The organism is Bacillus sp. S4, from assembly GCF_040838205.1.
Classification (GTDB): Bacteria; Bacillota; Bacilli; order Bacillales; family Bacillaceae_G; genus Bacillus_A; species Bacillus_A cereus_U.
This window is the reverse complement of the sequence record NZ_JBFPJI010000015.1, coordinates 18228-37704: the sequence shown is the minus strand read 5'-3', so window position 1 is coordinate 37704 and position 19477 is coordinate 18228. Positions and strand designations below refer to the sequence as shown.

Genomic DNA, 19477 nt, shown 5'->3' with positions numbered 1-19477 from the left:
GTACAATAGATTCTACTTATAGTCAATTTAATTGACTATAAGTAAGGAGGTTATATACATGACTCATCAAACACTTAACGAACTAGATCTTACATCACTTTTATCACTATCTTTCAGCACATTAATTACTGAACTACATTACAAATTAAGTGAATTGGGATTTGAAGATATTAGGCCAGCGCATGGTTTTATGTTCAAACGTATCCTTCCTAATGGAGCAACCGGTATAGAACTAGCTGAATATTTAGGGGTCTCAAAACAAGCCATAAGTAAAATGGTAGATTCTCTTGAGAACAGTGGTTATGTCACGCGCCAAACGCATCCTACTGATAAAAGAGGTAAAATTATTGTTTTAACCGAGCGTGGTTTAGCAGTAATGAAAGCAAAAGAAGAAATAGTAGCTGAAATAGAACAACGATGGATTGCAAACATAGGTGCAGAACGAATGCAAATGCTTAAAGAGGATTTAACAACATTCGTTACTAAAGAAAATACAGGAAAATTATCATCGAGCATACGACCTGTTTGGTAAACAAAAACTCCATATAAAAAACGAATCCACTTTGATTATTCTTTTTCAAAATGGATTCGTTTTTTACAGCTTTATTAAAATCATTGATTCCTTTAAATTTTGTTTTAAATATATGGGATATCCATATATTATACATTATATAATTTCGTAACTCTCTGCACGATCAGCTCTGCCGTATTCTCCTCTGGCGGCATCAACAAGTTTGTAACTGGCCCATACACAACAGGATTTAATTCCACTTCATATCCACCATATGCATACTCCTCTTTTGTCGGTAAGTAACCAATATATCCATTCGTATAGCCACCAAAGAAAGCTAGTTCATTTTGAAGACTCTCTTTCATTTCTAAAGCAGTTTCTGAAAAAGGTTCCATCGGTATTCCAGAGAATATACCATCATTAATTTGAAACAATTGAATTTCTAAATCGATACTTAACTGCCGCATGTTTTCCCTATATTTCTCTAATACGATAGTAAGCCATTCATCAGTATTCACGCTCCACTGCTTCTCAGCTAATTGAGCCATGCTTCGTACCTCATCAATTTCAGGAATATCCTTCAACTTCATTTGCATCGTACTCGAAATTGTTCTCAAATTTACAATTGGGCTATATGTAACTGTTGGTAACATCGTTAATACATGTCCACTAAGCATGTAAGCCATTTGTTTTAATGCTTCCCTTGAACCGCGATACTTCGCATTCACATTTCCAGCAGCACCTTGAACGATAATAACTGGGCAGTTTACTATTTTCTCAAGAATCTCTCTCGTCATCCCAGGATAATCCGCTGATAATGCATCACTATCTCCTTTTAAAACATTCGGATGAGCAGTACAAAACACTAAAACCCCAGATAACTCCTTCGTTTCAACATCTCTTATTGCTAACATACCAATTCGTTTATCTACAACACCCTCTATATTTGTTCCCATCTTCGCTTTTCCATCAGATGTTCTCTCTCTTCGGTTTACTCCAATTTCACCTGTTGTAACACCCCAGCCAACTTCACATGACCGTATATTATTATTCGCAGTAATAGCACCCTGTACTACATTATTTAGTAAAATCGTTTTATACGACTTTATTAAAGGGTGATCGCCGACTGTTTCCGGACCAGAGTGAGTATGCGTATAAACAACTGTTATTTGCTGCAACGGTACATTAAGCTCACTAGCTACTCGTTCACGAATTATCATCGTATCTTCTACTAACATTCCGATATTATCAATACTTATAAACACAGTTTTCATTTCATCTTTTTCAAATACAAAAATTGTCCCATAAATGCGCTCTTCAATATTATTAATCCCTGTTTCTCTATGGTATCCGATAAAATCAATACCTAAGGGTGGTGTAATCTCCACCTTACATACCCCTACTTTGCTCATTTAGATCGCTCCATTTCTATATGTAACTCCCTTTCTTTAAGAATAGCATATTTAACTTTGTTCCAAATAAAAAAGAACGGACACAGCATTCTATGTCCGTTCTTTCCATCACACATACTTCCGATGCACCATCTTCCCATCATAAGAAAACACAACGCCCTTACTCTCCACAATCGACTCCATATGCACCGTTCTTCCCCATAACTGATGAAGATAAGGTAATACTTTTTCTAAGTATTTTAAGTCTAGCTCAATTCCTTCGTAACTATGTTTAATGTACAATTCCCCATTCTTTAAGTAGTCTCCATCTTCCACTACTAAGTACGGGAAACCTCCATTTGTACGCATATTTACGAGTTGATCTCGTACTTGTTCCCACTCTTTGTCAATTACTTTATATTCCTTACCTTGGCGCTGGAATAAGTACATATCTTCTCTCATTACGAGTTCTTTATTTAAGTAGTTTCTTAGGAACGATACGTCCCATTCAATTTCCCGTACTTCAAACATTTTCTCACGACCAGAACCAGGCTTCACACCGCGCCTTTTCATTTCTTCTGTCGGATTGTTATAGCGTTCTTCAATATCTTCAAACATTTTAATACCGAGGTAGTATGGATTAATACTTGTTTTTGATGGCTGTACGACACCTGCATTTAATTTCGCAAATTCAATTGCTTCACCAGATGTTAAGTCCATTTCACGAAGTATGCGTTGATGCCAGTAGGAAGCCCAGCCTTCATTCATGATCTTTGTTTCAAGCTGCGGCCAGAAATATAACATTTCCTCACGCATCATCGTTAATATATCGCGCTGCCAATCTTCTAACTCACGGCTATATTCTTCGATAAATAGAAGTAAATCTTTCTCTGGTTGCGGAGGGATTTTCTTCTTTTTATGCATATTAGGTCTTTCCCTCTTTTTGTTTCGATCATCTAAATTCCATAAATCATCGTACTGTGATATCTTTTTCTTTTCAACATCCTCTTCTAAATCTTCAATACTCCATGCAAGTTTCGGGCGCATAAGTGATGGATCTATATGTTCTTGAATGGCAAGTACGGCATCTAAAAATGTTTCTACCTCTGCCTTTCCGTACTTATGCTCATATGCTTTCACACGATCCGCTGTTGCAGCCATACTTTCTACCATGTCTCGCTTCGTATTCGAAAAACGAATATTATTTTTAAAGAAATCACAGTGCGCTAAAACGTGCGCTACGATTAGTTTATTTTGAATTAAAGAATTCGTATCTAATAAAAAGGCGTAACATGGATCAGAGTTAATAACGAGTTCATAAATTTTACTAAGTCCCAAATCGTATTGTAATTTCATTCTGAAAAATTGCTTTCCAAAACTCCAATGTGAAAACCTCGTCGGCATCCCATATGCACCAAATGTATAAATAATTTCCGCTGGACATACTTCATAACGCATCGGATAAAAATCAAGCCCAAATCCAGTCGCAATTTCCGTAATTTCCGCTATCGCATATTGCAGCGCTTTATCGTCACTTGCTCTCATTATTTTCCCTCCTTACACTTTCCCTTAAGAAAGTGTATGATGAGGAACAAGCTTTCATGAGGATTGATTGCATAATAAAAAGACACCCCCGAAAAAACGAGAATGCCTCTTTCTAATTAACCCTCAATAATCTCCATCTTCTCCGTAATCGGCGTACGAGCTTTTCCTTCTGGTGCTTTATCAAAATAGCCGATATGAAGAATTCCAACGATGCGTTGGCCTCTTGTTAAACCGATTCCTTCTATAAATAGTGGATTGTAGTTTAATCCACCTGATTTCCAAACACATCCTAAGCCGCGTTCCCAAGCAAGCAATTGGAAGTTTTGCATAAATGCACATGTTGCAGCGTAATCTTCGTCACGTGGAATTTGACGCGGATCTTCATTCATATATACAACGATTTGTGCAGGTGTGCTTAAGAAACGGTCAGATAAAATTTTGCCGCGTTTCACTCTTTCTTCTTCTGTGAAAGAGTTTAATACTGCGTCTACTAATTTCTGACGGCCTTCTCCAATGTATAATTTACAATTCCATGGTTCACGGTTTTTATGATTCGGTGCCCATGTTGCGTCGTTTAATAGTTCAATTAATAGCTCTTTGTCTACTGCTTTATCTGTAAATGTACGAACAGAACGTCTTTCTTTAATCACATTTGCGATGGAAGTATATGTAGTCATATTTTTCTCTCCCTTATTTTTATCTATATGTATAAGTTTGTCCCGCATTAACGGGCAGTAAGAATCCCACCTCAAAGACCGGTTGGAGCAAAGAAGTTAGGTGGGAGATCCACTGCCCGTAAACGCCCGATTGGTGAGGGCTAATAATCAGTGGGGGATGAACAAAACCCCCACTGATTAAAGTTTCACTTTATTATTGATATTGATTTTCAATTTCGATTATAACCTAGTTTTTCACTATTAATCAATGTTTTATGTTGGAAAACTTATAAAAACTCCTTTTTATACTGTGAATAAAAAAACTTAACTTGTTCACAAGTTTTTCACATTTTATGGAAATGATATGTGTAAGTTTTCCACATTACCCATCTAGGAGGAGTTTACATGTATAAGAAAATCGCAGTAAGTATGACTATGGCAGCATTATTATGCGGGGTGTCTGTTTTCCCTGCTTCCGCTGCCTCGCCAAAAGAAGTAACAATGCATCATCATAAGCTAATCTCAGAGGAAGAAATGCAGTCTCTCGAAAAACTCGGCTATAACAAACATGAAATTTGGAAAGCTGCCCACATTGCAAGAATCAGTAAAAAGGAAATTAAAGACGTTTTAGCTTACTATAAGCAAAATAAATCTTGGGAGAAAACAGCACAGCATTTCGGTGTAGATCCAAGTAAATTGAAAAAGCATCATATGAATAAAGAAACGAAAAAAGCACTACTGCAAGAATTAGCAAATATGCAAAAGTCCACACCAGATGGACTAAAACAAAAAATGAAAGAGTATAATATCAGCTTACGTCAGCTCACGGTATTAACAATCATCGCTCAAAAAAGTAATACTTCTCTCGATGATGTACTGAAAATGAAAAAAGATGGGATGGATATTAAACAAATTGCGGAAAAATTAAATGTTAAAAAAGAAGATATACGGGCAGAAATGATTAAATTAGTGAAGTCTATTAAAGAAAAGAAAACAAATTAGCCTGCCAAAAAGGAAGAGATATTCAATACTCTTCCTTTTCTTTATCCCGCTATTTGTGGGTAGTAAAACTCCCACCTCAAAATTCGGCTGGTGCAAAGAAGTTAGGTGGGCGATCAACTGCCCGTAAACGTCCGATTGGTGAGGGCTAATAATCAGTGGGAGATGAACAAAACCCCCACTGATTAAAGTTTCACTTTATGAACTTTCAATTTTCAAGTATAAATTCCCGTCTTTCCCAAAAACTAACACGAGTAAATGATGTAGGCAAGGGGTGAGAAAATGTTTCTTTCGTCTAAAAAGAATACAAAAACAATCTGTTCCATTCCAGAATTTATCCAAACTATGAAAGGGTCTAGTGATTTCGTTTCTTATAACATCGTAGAAGATGGGACGTTATGTTTGTTTTATTATAAATCTACAGCCGAATCACTCCTCATTAATCGATTCATTTTAACACCTATAAAAAGAGAATTAGATCACATTAAAAATATAAGCGATATAGCAAATATCGTCACACTCGAGGAGATTATCACCGCCCCTTCTATTGATGATATTCGTGAAAAATTATTAAGTGGGTATGTACTTATTCAGCTAAAAAATGATTCTCACTCAGCAGAATATGCACTTATTCGTGCCGAGAGTTCAGTGTTAGGTACACGGTTATATAACGATACAGAAAATGAATATAGTGTCATCGGTCCAAAAGTTGGATTTGTTGAAAATATTGATACAAATATACACTTACTTCGCCGGAATATTGTAACGGAGCAATTAGTTTTCAAACAAGTTGTAGTTGGCTCTATATCAAAAACAAAAGTCGTAGTTGCTTACATCGAAGGCATTACGAATGAACAGCACGTTAATACTGCAATGCAGCGCCTACAAGACATTGACTTTGATGTTCCTTTCGATGCGACTATGATTGAACAGTTTATTAGTGATAACAGCAACTCTCCCTTCCCTGTTTTACTCCCTACAGAGCGTTTAGATCGCTCCGTTTATGCATTATTGAATGGAGGAGTTGTCATTTTAACAGACGGTTCACCATATGCATTAGCTGGACCAGCGACATTACTCGATTTCTTCGTCTCTCCAGAAGATTATTATTTACCATGGATAGCGGGCTCATTTCTTCGGATGGTTCGTTTTTTTGGAGCTGCATTCTCTTTATTTTCGTCAGCCATTTATACAGCTGTATTAACATATCACTATCAAATGATTCCAGCTGATTTACTTGGCCCTATTATTTATTCTAGAGCTAATGTACCTTTCCCACCTGTTTTAGAGGCACTTTTTTTAGAAATTACAATTGAATTACTTCGCGAAGCTGGGGCACGATTACCGACAAAAGTTGGACAAACAATCGGTATCGTTGGTGGGATTGTAATTGGGCAAGCATCTGTTCAAGCTGCTTTAACAAGTACAATTTTATTAATTGCGGTCGCTTTATCAGCACTCGCTTCTTTTACAACACCAACTGTAAAAATGTCTTCTACTATCCGGATACTACGATTTCCGCTTATTCTTTTAGCTGGTGCATTTGGGGGCTTAGGTCTCATTGTAGGATTCGTATTCATATTAGCTCATTTAATTCGTTTAAAATCACTTGGATCGCCTTATTTATTACCTTTATATCCATTTCGCGGTTTAGGGACAGCGGAAGGCTTTCTACGCTTACCATTTAGCCAAACTGCACAGCGTGCTTCTGTTCTAAGACCAAAAAAGAAATGGCGCTATGATCCAAACAAAGCGAAAGAAAAACATGATGGTGAGGAGAAATGAAAAATATTTTATTATGCTTTTCCATTATCATTTTAATTTTCCAATCAGGCTGTACACAACCAAATATAGTAGACACACAGCGAATTATTCATGTAGGTGGATTTGATATAACGAAAGATAAAAAATTTCGCGGGACAATTCTCTATCCAGATTATACAAAGGGCGTACAATCTAAACCAGAAACTCAGTCAACTACTGCAAGTACACTTGAAACAATCTCTTCACAGCTAAACGCCAAATCGCCACATACGATCGCTGTAGGTCAAATGCGTGTTGTCTTATTTGGAAAAGCATTTGGTGAACGTGGAATTGGGGATGTTATTAACAACTTACAACGTGACCCTAACATTGGCCGAGACGTACAGCTAGCACTTGTAGACGGATCAACAGAAGAACTTCTCAAGCATGTTAAAACAAATGGATCGCTCTATCTTGCTGATTTACTTGAGCAAAATATAGAAACTGAAACAATTCCTCGGACCGCTTTAAATATTTTTTTGTATAACTTTTACTCATCAGGAGGCGATCCCTTTCTTCCCTATATTGAAGTTGACGAAGACAAATCAGCTTCTATTAAAGGCATCGCTTTTTTTAAAAAAGATAAAGTGGCTATGTATACAGATAAAAAAGGCTCTTTTTTATTAAAATTACTCATTAATCCAACTAAAAATGGACGTTACGAAGTTCCGATACGTCAAGGTAAACATAAAGGATTAATCGCCACTCAAAACTTATCTGGAAAAAGTGTTTGTGACGTTTCTCAAAATGGTAGTATTCCGAAAGTTCACATCCACTTAAAACTAAATGGACTCATAAAAAACACTCCTGATTGGCTTGATTTATCTAAAAAGGAGAATATAACTTACGTAAAAAAACATGTAGAAAAAACACTTGAAAAACATTTAAACGAATTAATAAAACAATTCCAAGAAAAAGATATTGATCCAGTAGGTATACGTGAAGAAATTCGTAGTCACTCAAGAAAATGGAGTATGAAACAAATTCAAGAAATGTACCCTAGCGTAGACGTTGCGGTTAATGTGCAAGTTAATGTCGTACAATCTGGTATCGGAGAATAATGAGGTGCTAAAATGGCTGAGCAAAATAAAAAGAATACTGTTTCTCCTTATTTCGTATTTCTTTTATTACACTCCCTTCAAATCGGAGTAGGTGTGTTAGGATATCAACGAATTATTGCGCAATATGCTGGCTATGATGCTTGGATTTCCCTTATTGTTGCAGGTATTGCAACTCATATCGTATTATTTTGTATGCTTAAAATGTTAGAAAAAGATAATGATTTAATTAATATTCATATGACATGTTTCGGAAAGTGGCTTGGTACCTTTCTTTCCGTTTGTTTCACCTTATACCTTCTATTATTTTGTCTTACAGTTCTTCGTACATATATTGAGATCATTCAAGTGTGGGTCTTTCCTACCATTAAACCATGGAAATTAACTTTATTATTTTTACTCGTGACTTACTATGTTATAAAAGGCGGATTCCGCTCTGTAACAGGAATATGTTTTTGGGGCACTGTATTACCGTTTTTTGTAGTACTATTTTTAGCCTTCCCGATGAAATACGCACATTTCCGCAACATTTTACCTATTCTCACGCATTCACCCATAGACATTCTAACTTCGGCCAAATCTTCTGCATTAGAATTTCTTGGGTTCGAAGCAATCCTTATCTTTTATCCTTTTATTGAAAAAGGAAAATCTCTAAAGAAATGGGCGCATGGTGGCATAGCCTTCTCAACCATTCTATATGTACTCTTGGCAATCATTTCTTTTATGTACTATAGCCAAGAGCAATTGCATCATACCATTTGGCCTACATTAACGATGTTAAAAATTATTAAAATCCCCTTTATTCAACGATTTGAATACATAATTATTTTCGTATGGTTCCTTATTATTTTACCTAACCTTTGTGTAACGATTTGGTCTTCTTGCCGTACTATTAAATGTTCTTTTCGCATACCATTTAAAATTACATTGCCACTTTTTATCACAATTGTATTTATTTCATCCCTATTTTTTACAAACCGTGAGAGTATCAATACATTAAATACAGTACTGTCTCAAGCAGGTCTATATATTGTATACGCTTATATCCCAATTTTATTTCTATTCCATTCACTAAGATGGCGCTTCAAAAATCAGTCGAAAAAATCTTCAACCGATACACCATAATCTTTGATACAATTTGATTAATACATTTGTAAAGGGGACAAGCGAATGAAAAAGTATGTATTTTCTTTACTTGTAGTACTGAGCTTAATTCTTACTGGATGTGGGAGTACTGGTACAAACGAAAAAAAGTCATCTGAATCAAAAGAAGAGCATGACCACGCATCGCATACTCAGCAAGCTGACATTCAAGAAAAGACAAAAGGAGTCGACACACTTCCGGCCTTCCTAGACAAGCTTGATCCACAAATGAAAGACATCTATACTGTCGCGGGACAAAATGCTGAACTATTAGATTGGATTCCTTGTTACTGCGGCTGTGGTGAAAGTGTAGGACATAAAAATAATAAAAATTGCTTTATTCGTGAAATCAAAAAGAATGGTGAAGTTGTTTGGGATTCCCATGCAACAACTTGTGTAAATTGCTTAGAAATCGCAGTTGAATCTGCTTCGATGAAACAAAAAGGAAAATCAACGCTTGAAATTCGTAATTATATTGATAATAAATACAAAGAAGGATATGGGAAACCAACACCTACGCCAATGCCAAAAGCTTAAAAAACGAGGAGACTCCTCGTTTTTTTTCTTTTCATTCACTTTTTTTCTTAACAAATTCTTTCAAGTGTATTTCTCCTCGCTTGTCACACACTATATATAACTCTTCGGTAAGGAGGGTAACACAGTGCAAACATATAACGACTATGACAAAGCTCTCTATTACACGTATTGCTGTAATTGGGATAAACTACTCGTTTTAATGGTTCAAACGAATGACCAACTATTTTCTAAGCGTATTGAACACTTTTTACACGCTTATCAATACAGTAAAGAATTACCAGACGTTGACAAACAATTGCAGCTCCTATTTCAATATATTGATCATGCATCCCAGAAGTCACATGTAGAAGAAGTAGTAGAGCAAATTCAAATGTAAAATATAGCGCTATTCTCTCTTAGAGAATGGCGCTTTTTTGAACATTTTTATATCAATAAAAGTTTCCTTTTACAAAACTTTTATTGATAAACATATTTTCTCTTTCTTTTCTGTACTACTTCATACTATAATTTAGTATGTAACTATTATAAGTGAGGTATAAAATATGGGACGAGAAAAAAAGCAAGAGTATGCTTTATTTACTGCATGGGGAGCTTCTTTTATTGCTACGCTAGGTAGCCTATACTTTTCCGAAATCATGAAATTTGAGCCTTGTGTCCTTTGCTGGTATCAACGTATCTTTATGTATCCATTCGTTTTATGGCTCGGCATTGCTGTAGTAAAAAAAGATTATCGCATTGCAAGTTATTCCTTACCAATTGCAAGTATTGGTGCTTGTATTTCTTTATATCATTATGCAATTCAAAAACTTTCAGCACTATCAGCTGCAGGAGCAGCTTGCGGACGCGTACCTTGTACGGGAGAATACATAAACTGGTTCGGCTTTGTGACAATCCCGTTTTTAGCTCTTATTGGCTTTATCACAATCGCTATTTGCAGCTTTATTGTAATTAAAAACAAATAAGGAGATGAAAGAATGAAAAAAATGCTTATATTTGGTGGTATTATTATCGCCTTGTTTGCAGCAATTTTCGCTGTAACACAAATGGAAGAAAAAAATGCTTCAACAAGCCAAAAAATTGATAATGCTACTAGTCAATCAGATGGTCCTGACTACTACACAAACAAAATTTCTCTTTCAGATCTCCAAAAGAATTTAAAAGAGAAAAAAGAAGAAACAGTATACTTTTATCAAACATCTTGCGTTCATTGCCAAAAATTATCTCCTATCGTAGTACCAATGGCTAAAGGCTTGAATATTGATATGAAAGTTATGGATATTGAAAAATTAGATGCTCCTTGGGATGAATATAAAATTAAAGGTACTCCAACAATCATTCATTTTAAAGATGGTAAAGAAGTGAGCCGTATTAGCGGCGAACAACCGGAAGACAAATTAAAAGAGTGGCTTGAGCAAACGAAAAAATAATAAGAAAAGGAAACTCCTTCTATACATGAAATGCGTGTAAAATCCCACACTAATGTATAAGGAGGGGATTTTATGCCAGAAGTGAAATGCTCTGTTTCCAATTGCTCATTTTGGGGACAAGGTAACCTTTGTCAAGCAAGTGCAATCGTTGTTCAACCTGATGCACAAGAAGCAGGTCAAATTGAAAACAGTTCGTATACAAGCGCTGCTTTAACAAACGAGACGCTAGAAAGCTCTGTAACAACGAGTGTAGAGACTTGTTGTCATACATTTAAACCGAAATATTAAACGTAAAAGCATACGATTAGTCGTATGCTTTTTTACATTCCCCTCCAAAAATCATGCATCATAAAGAAGTACAAAATAACGAGAAGGACCGTCCCGCATAAAGTAATGCGTCGATATACACTCTTCTCCCCTTCCCTCGCTTTAACAAATGCCCAAATAAATCCGACGAACAATATTAAATCAACATATGGAACATAAAAAGAAAAGACGAGAAACGCATACAAATACACGATAAATAAACAGGTCGTTACTAAGAAAATTTTAAATGCAAATTCACTTTTCATAATGTAACCGCCTCCCCAATCTGTACTGTATTATATTCAGCAAAACATAATAGTTGCTGTTTCAATTTTTTCATCTCACTATTTGTAGGCACGCGATTGGTATGAAATCATTAAAACCAACTAAACTTCATCACAAATAAGCTACCGCCTATACACGGTAGCTATTATGGAACATTATATTTCCTTTTATATATGTTACTTAAAATCGAATAAGGTAATTGCTCATAACGAATTTTTTCTCCCGTTTCCTCTACAATATACAAATTGTTTCCTATATAATAGGTTCCATCTTTTCGTTTGGAATACACTGCGTATTTTTCATTTGGCAATACCGTTTTTACTTTCGTTAATTGTCCATTTGGTTCTTGCCAATATATATTTACACGATCTACTAACGTAAGCATTCCAATTTGTTCTTCTTCTACTTTACGACCATTCCAACTCACAACACGATAACCAAGCTTATAAGCTTCATATTCGGGACTCGTATGAAAACGAGAAATAATTACTTTTGTCTGTAATTGTACCCGGTCGTATAACCATTGTATGTCCCGATCGTGCATGCGAATACAACCATTCGATTCCCGGCTTCCAATCGTTCCTTCACGATTTGTCCCGTGAATGGCATATTCCTTTTTATCCAGACCTAGCCATCTCGTACCGAGAGGATTATTCGGTGCACCCCCAGGTATTTTTTTACGATGGTATTCTTTATTTTTATATTTAGTTATAATACAAAAATTCCCTTCAGGCGTCGGGGTGCTATCTCTTCCTGTCGTTATCGGAAATGTTCTAGTATAGTTTCCCTCTTCAAAAAAAGACAGCTGATTCGTCGTAAGGTTAACTAATATTAAATGATCTGTATTAGCAAAAACGCTAGCTGGCAGGCAGAAAAATAGGATTACGATAAACCATACTTTCTTCATTTAAATCCTCCCTAGCACTAACATCATAATAAAGTGAAAATTTACTCGGTGGGGGGTTTTGTCCATCCCCCACTAAGTATTAGCCTTCACCACTCCCGCTATTTGCGGGCTGTTATCTCCCACCTAACTTCTGTGCTCCACCTGAATTTTGAGGTGGAATTTTACTGCCCGTTAATGCGGGATAAATGCAATTAACTTTACTTTGCTCTTATAAATGAAAACTATCCATTCACAATTACTCCACCATTTACATGCATCATCTGTCCCGTTACATATGCCGAATCACTAGACGCTAAATATACATATGCAGGCGCTAATTCATACGGCTGACCAGGCCTTTTCATAGGAACATTACTGCCAAACTGTGATACTTTTTTCTCATCAAAACTGGATGGAATAAGTGGTGTCCAAATTGGGCCTGGTGCAACACCATTTACACGAATTCCCTTTTGTACTAACGACTGAGATAGCGATCTTGTAAAAGCGACAATCGCTCCTTTCGTTGCAGAATAATCAATCAACGTTTCATTTCCTTCATACGCAACGATAGATGCCGTGTTTATAATTACATCCCCTTGCTTTAAATGAGAGAGCGCTGCTTTTGTAACATGAAAATAAGAAAAAATATTAATACGGAACGTTTTTTCTAACTGTTCCGCTGTAATATACTCTAGCCCTTGCTGCGGATATTGCTGTGCGACGTTATTCACAAGAACATTTAAACTCCCCAGTTGCCGGGCGGTCTCTTCCACAATATCTTTACAATGTTGTTCACTACTCAAATCCCCCGGCAGTAATATACAATTCACGCCTTCTTTTTCAACAAGTTGTTTCGTCTCACTTGCATCTTCGTCCTCATCTAAATAAGCAATCGCAATATTTGCTCCCTCTTTTGCAAAAGCGATGGACACAGCTCTCCCAATCCCACTATCTCCCCCTGTAATTAATACATTCTTTCCTTTTAACTTTTCGCTTCCTTTATAATTAGGATCTTCAAACTTTGGACGAGGATTCATTAATGATTCAATACCAGGCTGTTTATTTTGATGTTGCGCTGGCATCGTTAAAAAGTTTTTTTGCTGTGACATAACTTCCTTCAACTCCTTTTCCCTTATAATGTGCACAATATTAAAAACTACTTACACATAAAAAACCGCAATTCATGCTCATTTTCACGGTTAATATTCGAATTTAAGACATAAAATATGAATTGTTCTAAAGTTTTTATGCAAAACTATTGCAAAAAAGACAAAAAACGAATATTATATATAACTGTTGTGAAAATTATTCGTAAAAAGAAAGGATGTTTATATGTTTAACCTTTCAAAACATAAAACTTCTATTAAAACTGAAATTATGGCAGGTATTATTACCTTTTTAACAATGGCATATATCATTGTCGTAAACCCTGTCATCCTTGGGGATGCAGGTGTTCCGTTTGAACAAGCATTTACAGCGACAATCATTGCAGCTGTTGTCGGAACATTATTTATGGCGATCTTTACTAATTTACCAATCGCAATTGCACCAGGTATGGGATTAAATGCTTACTTCTCTTATTCTGTTGTAAAAGCTCATGAAGGCATGACTTTCGCAATTGCATTCTCTGCTGTATTCGTAGCAGGTATGATTTTAATTTTGCTATCATTCACATCTTTCCGTACAAAATTAATGGAAGTAATTCCTGAAAACTTAAAACATGCACTTACTGCTGGTATTGGTCTTTTTATCGCTTTTATCGGTTTACGCTTAACAGGAATTGTAACAAAGCATGACTCTAACTTAGTTGGACTTGGTGATCTTCATTCTCCTCCTGTTTTACTAGCATTAGCTGGCCTTGGAATTACAATTGTCCTTATGTCTTTAAATATAAACGGGGCACTATTTATCGGAATGTTATTAACTGGTAGTATCGCTTACTTCACAGGTCAATTAACATTTTCAAATGGGGTTACATCAATGCCTGGATTACCAGAAGGAATTATCGTTTCAAATCCAATTACTGCTGTATCTGATGTAATTAACTACGGATTATACGGCGTTGTGTTCTCATTCTTCCTTGTTACACTATTTGATACAACCGGAACATTACTTGGTGTAGCACAACAAGGTGGATTTATGAAAGACGGAAAGCTTCCAAAAGCAGGACGAGCTCTTCTATCTGACTCATTCTCAGCAACAATTGGAGCTATGTTCGGAACAACACCATCAACAGCTTACATTGAATCATCTGCTGGTGTTGCAGCTGGTGGCCGTACTGGTTTAACAACAATTACAGTAGCTGTACTATTTGCAGTAGCAGCATTCTTCGGACCGTTAGTGAGCGCTGTTTCTGGCGTTTCAGCTATTACAGCACCATCATTAATTATCGTTGGTAGTCTTATGATGGGTTCAGTTCGATATATCGATTGGGATACGTTCGATGAAGCATTCCCAGCATTTTTAGTAATCTTAAGCATGCCACTTACATCAAGTATCTCAACAGGTATCGCACTTGGATTTATTTCATACCCACTTATGAAAGTGGCAAAAGGACAATTCCGTGCTGTTCACCCACTTGTGTATTTATTCGGGATCTTGTTCGCTTATCAATTAGTTTTCTTACCACATTAAAATCCCTCATAAAGAGGGATTTTTTTCATAAATAAAAAAGTAGAGCATCGAATTCCGATGCTCTACTTTTCTTTTGCAACAATCACACGAACCACTTTTAGCGCAAGCAGTAAGAGCAAGTTTGCTACTGCTACAAGTCCTAAGAAGACTGCTATCATCAGCTCTCCCATTCCGTTATTTACTAAAAACATAACGAAAGACATAAAAGCTAAAGCAAACAGTATTAACGTTGGTATGTATTTAATAAAAGGCTTCTTATATGATTTTTTAGAAAGAAGAAATGTAATTACTAATGTCATAATGAAAACAAAATATACGGCAAATAAGAAAATCAGCCAAACTACTTAACTATAAAAGCCCCCTCCAAATATAAAGGGAGCTCACAATTTCTAATACCTCTCAGCTACCTGTAATTCTTTACTATACTTTTGAATGAAAACTGATGAAATAACCATCATCATTCCTACACTAAACCCAATAAGCTGATTTAGTAACATTTCATCATAAATCAACCAGCGCAGCAGAAATGCACCGCCAAAAATAAGCATTGCAGTAAATCCAGTATGTCTAAGCCCTTTATATACATTTTCCATATGTATCATCACATACTTTTATCCACATTACACCATAACGTTTATTGAATATTGCCATCAAGTAAACGTATCGTCCTCTGGCAATATTCAGCCACCTTTTGATCGTGTGTTACAACTAGTACCGTTTTTCCTTGTTTATTAATTTCTTTTAAAATGCTCATAATTTTTTCCCCGTTTTCTTGATCGAGAGCGCCAGTCGGTTCATCAGCAAGTATAATTTTTGTATCTTGTGCTAAAGCCCTTGCTATTGCTGTTCTTTGCTGTTCTCCACCTGATAACTCGTAAGGATATTTGTTAATATGCCTCTCAAGCCCTACCATTTCCAGCATTTCTTTTGATATTTGTATACATTTCTTATGAGAAATTCTTCTATATATAAGTGGAAGCATTACATTTTCAATAACTGTATAATCATCTAGTAGCGAAAAGTTCTGAAACACAAATCCAACTTCCTTATTTCTATACTTATGATAGTTTGACTTTAATGTACTCATATCCATGCCATCTAAAAAATACTTTCCAGTAGAGGGGCTATCAATTAAGCCAATAATGTTAAGTAAGGTTGATTTCCCCGAACCAGATGGCCCCATAATAGCTATCATTTCGCCTTTTTCTATTGTAAGATTAATATCTTTTAAAGCACTAAAATTACTCTTTCCGTATCCCTTAGCCACATTTGCGAGCTGAATCATCTATAACACCTCTTTCATATATGTATTTTTTATTTTTAGTACATTGAAGTAAATGATTGCATATATAATGAGGATCATTACAATTGATAGAGCACCTATAACAATCAATGATTCTATAGAGACTTGTAACGTTCCAAAGAAAGATACTGTACTATTTTCTAGCCCTTTCTGAATTTCAATTACTCCGCTATTCTCCCATTGAAAATACATAATTCCTATACATATAGATAAAATGAATAACAACATATACTCAATAACAAACGTAAGACATAGTTGAAAAGTACTTGCTCCTAATGCTGATTTAATAGAAATATTTTTACGCTCCATATAAAGCGCTGCCATTGATGTTAATAAAATAGATATAAATGAAAAAAATAAAACTGTACCGCTTAATAATAAGGGGTATGACATATTATCAATGCCCTGCTTTTCATTTTCTAACAATTTATTCGGATTTGTAATATAATACGAATACCCCTTGCCTTCTGTTACCTTTAATACTTTCTTTTGAAATTCATTTATATCCACTTTTCCATTTGTTTCTATAATCAGCCCATTGTATAAAAGTTCTACACTATAAAATTCTATTTCTTCTGTTCCAATTGGTAAAATAGCCATGTCATCTAATAATGTAATACGATTATCCGATATTTCACCGCTTCGAGGATATGTAAATGGTGAATTTTCTTCTAAAAAACCGATTACTTTTAGCTTCATTTTTCCAGATGGTATGACATCACCAATAGATACCTTTTCTTTATAATTAGCACCTAATATAACAGGTCTAATATCAAATACTGATTTATGAAATTCCGATTCCTCAAAATATCTGCCTTGTGAAAGTCGTATATGAAAGTATTTATTAATATCTTTATCAATAATAAGAGTCTTTATCGTTCCATTTTCTTTTTTTAAGCTAAGTGAATAGTTACGGAACAAATAATTTGTTGTATTTGTTATTGATATCGTATTAGATAACGCTTGAATGAAATGTTGATAATCACTTTTCGCTTTTTCTTCGCTAAACAACGTTATATCTTGCGTCGCATAAAGTTCATAGAAATTTTTATGAGTCGATAAATTATTTGCTACTGTCATCATTTTTCGATATCCCGAAAGATTACTAATAAATTCTATTGCTGAAGAAAATGCAATAATTAAAGAAATTACTATAATCAAACTTGGTAACAACCGTTTTTTCACAGACCGTATAGAATCAAATATAAAAAACATGACGACCTCCTACGTTCTTAAATGTTTTCCGGGATATATATTTATAATGTGCTTGATTGGAATTATAGTAACAAACATTGTAAGAAAAATTATAAAAACAACATTACATATCAATACATATAGTGTTAATGGTTTTAATAAGTATGTCTGAAAATACGTATGAATTGTTCCAGAAAATATTTCTAACGTAAGAAAAACCAACAACATCGCTGCTAGAGAAATAAACAAAATTTGAATATATAGTTCGCAGTAAATAGACATATTAGAAGCACCTACTGCTTTTTTTAATGCAATCTCTCTTTCTTTTTTATAAATCCAAAATAAAACCGCAGAAATGCCAGAAGCAATTGCAACAAGAATGAATTTATAATAATATTTATTTGCTGGATCTATATATGTTACATTTAGTTCCTGAAGATCTCTTTCATTCAGTATTTGAACCTCACCCGAAATTACTTCTTTGCTCTTATTCATAAAAGTTTTTATTTCGTTATGGATAGATGATGTAGGGTTAACAACTGTTAATTGTAATTGTTTACTCGCGATAATACCTTTTTTAGATATAGTAGGTAAGTTTTGAAGTGGAACGTATATGCCTGCTACGCCGACGTCACTGTCTTTTCTCGATATAGTTCCTATTTTTTTATATGTATCATCAAATTCATATAATTCCTCTACATTCGTTTGATCACCAACAACCATATCATTTACATTTTCACGATGAAAATATTGCCCTTCAGAAATATATGGCGTCCAATAATACTCATCTTTTAAGTTCACAGCTATGATCTTTGTTGCCCCTGAACTATTTAATGCTTTTAAATGCTCTACGTAAATATCACTTTTCACAAAAGTATCTTGTATGAAAGGAATTATCGCTTCCAATTCAGTTGCATTCGCTATCGGAACAGTTAAAATTTGATTTTTTTCTAGGAAACCGATTTGAAAAGCAGATATAAAATTTCGTTTAGACTCTGTTAAAAGCGCGGCAACTGATATAGAAAGAAAAGAAATAAAAAATGCCATAAGAAGAATTACTGAAAATAGTTTGTTGCTTTTTATATTTTTAAAAGCTAAATACATGTCTCTGCTCCTTTTAGATAAGAAGGAGACGATGAACATCCCCTTCTCCTTATCCAAATATTTATAAAGACAACTATTTAATATTTTTTATTACTGTAATCGTAAGTTCCTATTACTATTAAAGGTACCTTTGTAATCGTAAGTTTCCATTACTATCAAAATTACCTTTGCGAATCTCTTCTTGATAGTCATTATCCTCATTAGCATAATGCTCAGAGTATAGTCCTTTTGCACCAAAGGCGTTATATGCACCATTACTCACAGTAGCATTTAATGCTCTTCCAGATTCATGGGATCCTAATTTATCCGAAGCGCTTTCAATATATGAATTATTTCCATTTGAATTAATAAAAGAAATTGCTACTGAACAGCGAGATGCATTTTGATTCGTAGTCGTTTGAGCTCTGTAAGATAGTAGATTACCGCTTTTGTGACCACTTAAAGTTGGATAGAATGCACTTGTTGAGATTGATGTTGCTAATAATACTAAAGTCGTAATTGAAAAAACCTTTCCTTTCATTAACAATCACCTCATAAATTAAATAGTTTAGTAGCGCTACATCGTCATAATACCCTTCAAGCCAATTTTTCTCAATAATAAACCCATATGTTTTACAAACTCTTTAAACACTTAAACATTAATACATTTTTAAAAAGTAACGTATAAGTAGCAATACAAAAAAGGCTGCAGAGAA

General features: G+C 34.9%; 23 protein-coding genes. 11 read left to right on the top strand and 12 right to left on the bottom strand.

Annotated elements, in window-relative coordinates; all coding sequences use genetic code 11:
• Positions 1 to 58 precede the first annotated feature (58 nt).
• The gene (locus AB3X48_RS04105) at positions 59 to 532 is read left to right on the top strand and encodes a MarR family winged helix-turn-helix transcriptional regulator (protein WP_016103782.1); all 474 of its coding nucleotides are present in this window, start codon (positions 59 to 61) and stop codon (positions 530 to 532) included.
• Between the two features lie 128 nt (positions 533 to 660).
• On the opposite strand, the gene AB3X48_RS04100 is transcribed toward AB3X48_RS04105, so the two are convergent.
• The 3 genes from AB3X48_RS04100 to AB3X48_RS04090 form a co-directional block, all read right to left on the bottom strand.
• A complete protein-coding gene (locus AB3X48_RS04100) occupies positions 661 to 1923 on the bottom strand; it encodes a neutral/alkaline non-lysosomal ceramidase N-terminal domain-containing protein (RefSeq protein WP_016103781.1) in 1263 nt (420 codons plus the stop codon).
• Between the two features lie 108 nt (positions 1924 to 2031).
• Complete coding sequence (spoVR, locus tag AB3X48_RS04095) at positions 2032 to 3447, bottom strand: stage V sporulation protein SpoVR (protein ID WP_016103780.1); 1416 nt, start codon at positions 3445 to 3447, stop codon at positions 2032 to 2034.
• A 116-nt stretch (positions 3448 to 3563) separates the two neighbouring features.
• The gene (locus tag AB3X48_RS04090; protein ID WP_002159207.1) at positions 3564 to 4124 is read right to left on the bottom strand and encodes a nitroreductase family protein; all 561 of its coding nucleotides are present in this window, start codon (positions 4122 to 4124) and stop codon (positions 3564 to 3566) included.
• A 384-nt stretch (positions 4125 to 4508) separates the two neighbouring features.
• Between AB3X48_RS04090 and AB3X48_RS04085 the strand changes: the two genes are divergently transcribed.
• The 9 genes from AB3X48_RS04085 (at position 4509) to AB3X48_RS04045 (ending at position 11358) form a co-directional block, all read left to right on the top strand.
• Positions 4509 to 5105, top strand: coding sequence for a hypothetical protein (locus AB3X48_RS04085; RefSeq protein WP_016103779.1), 597 nt, complete (start codon positions 4509 to 4511; stop codon positions 5103 to 5105).
• 279 nt (positions 5106 to 5384) lie between these two features.
• Positions 5385 to 6887: a spore germination protein gene (locus tag AB3X48_RS04080; protein WP_016103778.1), complete on the top strand. Its 1503-nt coding sequence runs from the start codon at positions 5385 to 5387 to the stop codon at positions 6885 to 6887.
• Positions 6884 to 7966, top strand: coding sequence for a spore germination protein GerYC (gene gerYC / locus AB3X48_RS04075; RefSeq protein ID WP_367958860.1), 1083 nt, complete (start codon positions 6884 to 6886; stop codon positions 7964 to 7966). Before AB3X48_RS04080 ends, gerYC begins: the two co-directional genes overlap by 4 nt.
• Positions 7967 to 7978: 12 nt before the next feature.
• The gene (locus AB3X48_RS04070; protein ID WP_016103776.1) at positions 7979 to 9088 is read left to right on the top strand and encodes a GerAB/ArcD/ProY family transporter; all 1110 of its coding nucleotides are present in this window, start codon (positions 7979 to 7981) and stop codon (positions 9086 to 9088) included.
• Between the two features lie 45 nt (positions 9089 to 9133).
• Positions 9134 to 9643 (top strand): PCYCGC motif-containing (lipo)protein, encoded by a 510-nt coding sequence (locus AB3X48_RS04065; RefSeq protein ID WP_002186740.1) that lies wholly within the window; start codon positions 9134 to 9136, stop codon positions 9641 to 9643.
• 124 nt (positions 9644 to 9767) lie between these two features.
• Positions 9768 to 10019 (top strand): YhdB family protein, encoded by a 252-nt coding sequence (locus tag AB3X48_RS04060; RefSeq protein ID WP_016103775.1) that lies wholly within the window; start codon positions 9768 to 9770, stop codon positions 10017 to 10019.
• A 166-nt stretch (positions 10020 to 10185) separates the two neighbouring features.
• The gene (locus AB3X48_RS04055; protein ID WP_002159213.1) at positions 10186 to 10605 is read left to right on the top strand and encodes a disulfide formation protein C; all 420 of its coding nucleotides are present in this window, start codon (positions 10186 to 10188) and stop codon (positions 10603 to 10605) included.
• A gap of 12 nt (positions 10606 to 10617) precedes the next feature.
• Positions 10618 to 11070: a thioredoxin family protein gene (locus AB3X48_RS04050; RefSeq protein ID WP_002159214.1), complete on the top strand. Its 453-nt coding sequence runs from the start codon at positions 10618 to 10620 to the stop codon at positions 11068 to 11070.
• A gap of 72 nt (positions 11071 to 11142) precedes the next feature.
• Positions 11143 to 11358 (top strand): DUF1540 domain-containing protein, encoded by a 216-nt coding sequence (locus tag AB3X48_RS04045; RefSeq protein WP_002150465.1) that lies wholly within the window; start codon positions 11143 to 11145, stop codon positions 11356 to 11358.
• 32 nt (positions 11359 to 11390) lie between these two features.
• Here AB3X48_RS04045 and AB3X48_RS04040 read toward each other — a convergent pair whose 3' ends face one another.
• The 3 genes from AB3X48_RS04040 to AB3X48_RS04030 form a co-directional block, all read right to left on the bottom strand.
• On the bottom strand, positions 11391 to 11642 hold the full coding sequence (locus tag AB3X48_RS04040; RefSeq protein WP_016103774.1) for a hypothetical protein: 252 nt from the start codon (positions 11640 to 11642) through the stop codon (positions 11391 to 11393).
• Between the two features lie 164 nt (positions 11643 to 11806).
• Complete coding sequence (locus AB3X48_RS04035; RefSeq protein WP_002159216.1) at positions 11807 to 12568, bottom strand: L,D-transpeptidase; 762 nt, start codon at positions 12566 to 12568, stop codon at positions 11807 to 11809.
• Positions 12569 to 12789: 221 nt separating this feature from the next.
• Positions 12790 to 13656: an SDR family oxidoreductase gene (locus tag AB3X48_RS04030; RefSeq protein WP_016103773.1), complete on the bottom strand. Its 867-nt coding sequence runs from the start codon at positions 13654 to 13656 to the stop codon at positions 12790 to 12792.
• A 223-nt stretch (positions 13657 to 13879) separates the two neighbouring features.
• Between AB3X48_RS04030 and AB3X48_RS04025 the strand changes: the two genes are divergently transcribed.
• Positions 13880 to 15181: an NCS2 family permease gene (locus AB3X48_RS04025; protein WP_002159218.1), complete on the top strand. Its 1302-nt coding sequence runs from the start codon at positions 13880 to 13882 to the stop codon at positions 15179 to 15181.
• A 62-nt stretch (positions 15182 to 15243) separates the two neighbouring features.
• Here AB3X48_RS04025 and AB3X48_RS04020 read toward each other — a convergent pair whose 3' ends face one another.
• The 6 genes from AB3X48_RS04020 to AB3X48_RS03995 all read right to left on the bottom strand — a co-directional run bounded on the left by AB3X48_RS04020 (position 15244) and on the right by AB3X48_RS03995 (position 19302).
• On the bottom strand, positions 15244 to 15516 hold the full coding sequence (locus tag AB3X48_RS04020; RefSeq protein WP_002159219.1) for a hypothetical protein: 273 nt from the start codon (positions 15514 to 15516) through the stop codon (positions 15244 to 15246).
• Positions 15517 to 15570: 54 nt separating this feature from the next.
• Positions 15571 to 15783 carry a hypothetical protein gene (locus AB3X48_RS04015; RefSeq protein ID WP_002159220.1) on the bottom strand — a complete coding sequence of 71 codons (213 nt, stop codon included), beginning with the start codon at positions 15781 to 15783 and terminating at the stop codon, positions 15571 to 15573.
• Between the two features lie 32 nt (positions 15784 to 15815).
• Entirely contained in the window at positions 15816 to 16466 is a 651-nt protein-coding gene (locus AB3X48_RS04010) for an ABC transporter ATP-binding protein (RefSeq protein WP_088099627.1), read from the bottom strand.
• A complete protein-coding gene (locus AB3X48_RS04005) occupies positions 16467 to 17699 on the bottom strand; it encodes an ABC transporter permease (RefSeq protein WP_088099628.1) in 1233 nt (410 codons plus the stop codon).
• A 9-nt stretch (positions 17700 to 17708) separates the two neighbouring features.
• Complete coding sequence (locus AB3X48_RS04000; protein ID WP_088099629.1) at positions 17709 to 18782, bottom strand: ABC transporter permease; 1074 nt, start codon at positions 18780 to 18782, stop codon at positions 17709 to 17711.
• A gap of 118 nt (positions 18783 to 18900) precedes the next feature.
• Positions 18901 to 19302: a hypothetical protein gene (locus tag AB3X48_RS03995; RefSeq protein WP_002159224.1), complete on the bottom strand. Its 402-nt coding sequence runs from the start codon at positions 19300 to 19302 to the stop codon at positions 18901 to 18903.
• Positions 19303 to 19477 lie beyond the last annotated feature (175 nt).

Bases quoted from the DNA above. Each gene is read 5' to 3' on its own strand.
- AB3X48_RS04105 (WP_016103782.1), top strand. From the start codon at position 59: ATGACTCATCAAACACTTAACGAACTAGATCTTACATCACTTTTATCA.
- AB3X48_RS04100 (WP_016103781.1), bottom strand. From the start codon at position 1,923: ATGAGCAAAGTAGGGGTATGTAAGGTGGAGATTACACCACCCTTAGGT.
- spoVR (WP_016103780.1), bottom strand. From the start codon at position 3,447: ATGAGAGCAAGTGACGATAAAGCGCTGCAATATGCGATAGCGGAAATT.
- AB3X48_RS04090 (WP_002159207.1), bottom strand. From the start codon at position 4,124: ATGACTACATATACTTCCATCGCAAATGTGATTAAAGAAAGACGTTCT.
- AB3X48_RS04085 (WP_016103779.1), top strand. From the start codon at position 4,509: ATGTATAAGAAAATCGCAGTAAGTATGACTATGGCAGCATTATTATGC.
- AB3X48_RS04080 (WP_016103778.1), top strand. From the start codon at position 5,385: ATGTTTCTTTCGTCTAAAAAGAATACAAAAACAATCTGTTCCATTCCA.
- gerYC (WP_367958860.1), top strand. From the start codon at position 6,884: ATGAAAAATATTTTATTATGCTTTTCCATTATCATTTTAATTTTCCAA.
- AB3X48_RS04070 (WP_016103776.1), top strand. From the start codon at position 7,979: ATGGCTGAGCAAAATAAAAAGAATACTGTTTCTCCTTATTTCGTATTT.
- AB3X48_RS04065 (WP_002186740.1), top strand. From the start codon at position 9,134: ATGAAAAAGTATGTATTTTCTTTACTTGTAGTACTGAGCTTAATTCTT.
- AB3X48_RS04055 (WP_002159213.1), top strand. From the start codon at position 10,186: ATGGGACGAGAAAAAAAGCAAGAGTATGCTTTATTTACTGCATGGGGA.
- AB3X48_RS04050 (WP_002159214.1), top strand. From the start codon at position 10,618: ATGAAAAAAATGCTTATATTTGGTGGTATTATTATCGCCTTGTTTGCA.
- AB3X48_RS04045 (WP_002150465.1), top strand. From the start codon at position 11,143: ATGCCAGAAGTGAAATGCTCTGTTTCCAATTGCTCATTTTGGGGACAA.
- AB3X48_RS04040 (WP_016103774.1), bottom strand. From the start codon at position 11,642: ATGAAAAGTGAATTTGCATTTAAAATTTTCTTAGTAACGACCTGTTTA.
- AB3X48_RS04035 (WP_002159216.1), bottom strand. From the start codon at position 12,568: ATGAAGAAAGTATGGTTTATCGTAATCCTATTTTTCTGCCTGCCAGCT.
- AB3X48_RS04030 (WP_016103773.1), bottom strand. From the start codon at position 13,656: ATGTCACAGCAAAAAAACTTTTTAACGATGCCAGCGCAACATCAAAAT.
- AB3X48_RS04025 (WP_002159218.1), top strand. From the start codon at position 13,880: ATGTTTAACCTTTCAAAACATAAAACTTCTATTAAAACTGAAATTATG.
- AB3X48_RS04015 (WP_002159220.1), bottom strand. From the start codon at position 15,783: ATGATACATATGGAAAATGTATATAAAGGGCTTAGACATACTGGATTT.
- AB3X48_RS04010 (WP_088099627.1), bottom strand. From the start codon at position 16,466: ATGATTCAGCTCGCAAATGTGGCTAAGGGATACGGAAAGAGTAATTTT.
- AB3X48_RS04005 (WP_088099628.1), bottom strand. From the start codon at position 17,699: ATGTTTTTTATATTTGATTCTATACGGTCTGTGAAAAAACGGTTGTTA.
- AB3X48_RS04000 (WP_088099629.1), bottom strand. From the start codon at position 18,782: ATGTATTTAGCTTTTAAAAATATAAAAAGCAACAAACTATTTTCAGTA.
- AB3X48_RS03995 (WP_002159224.1), bottom strand. From the start codon at position 19,302: ATGAAAGGAAAGGTTTTTTCAATTACGACTTTAGTATTATTAGCAACA.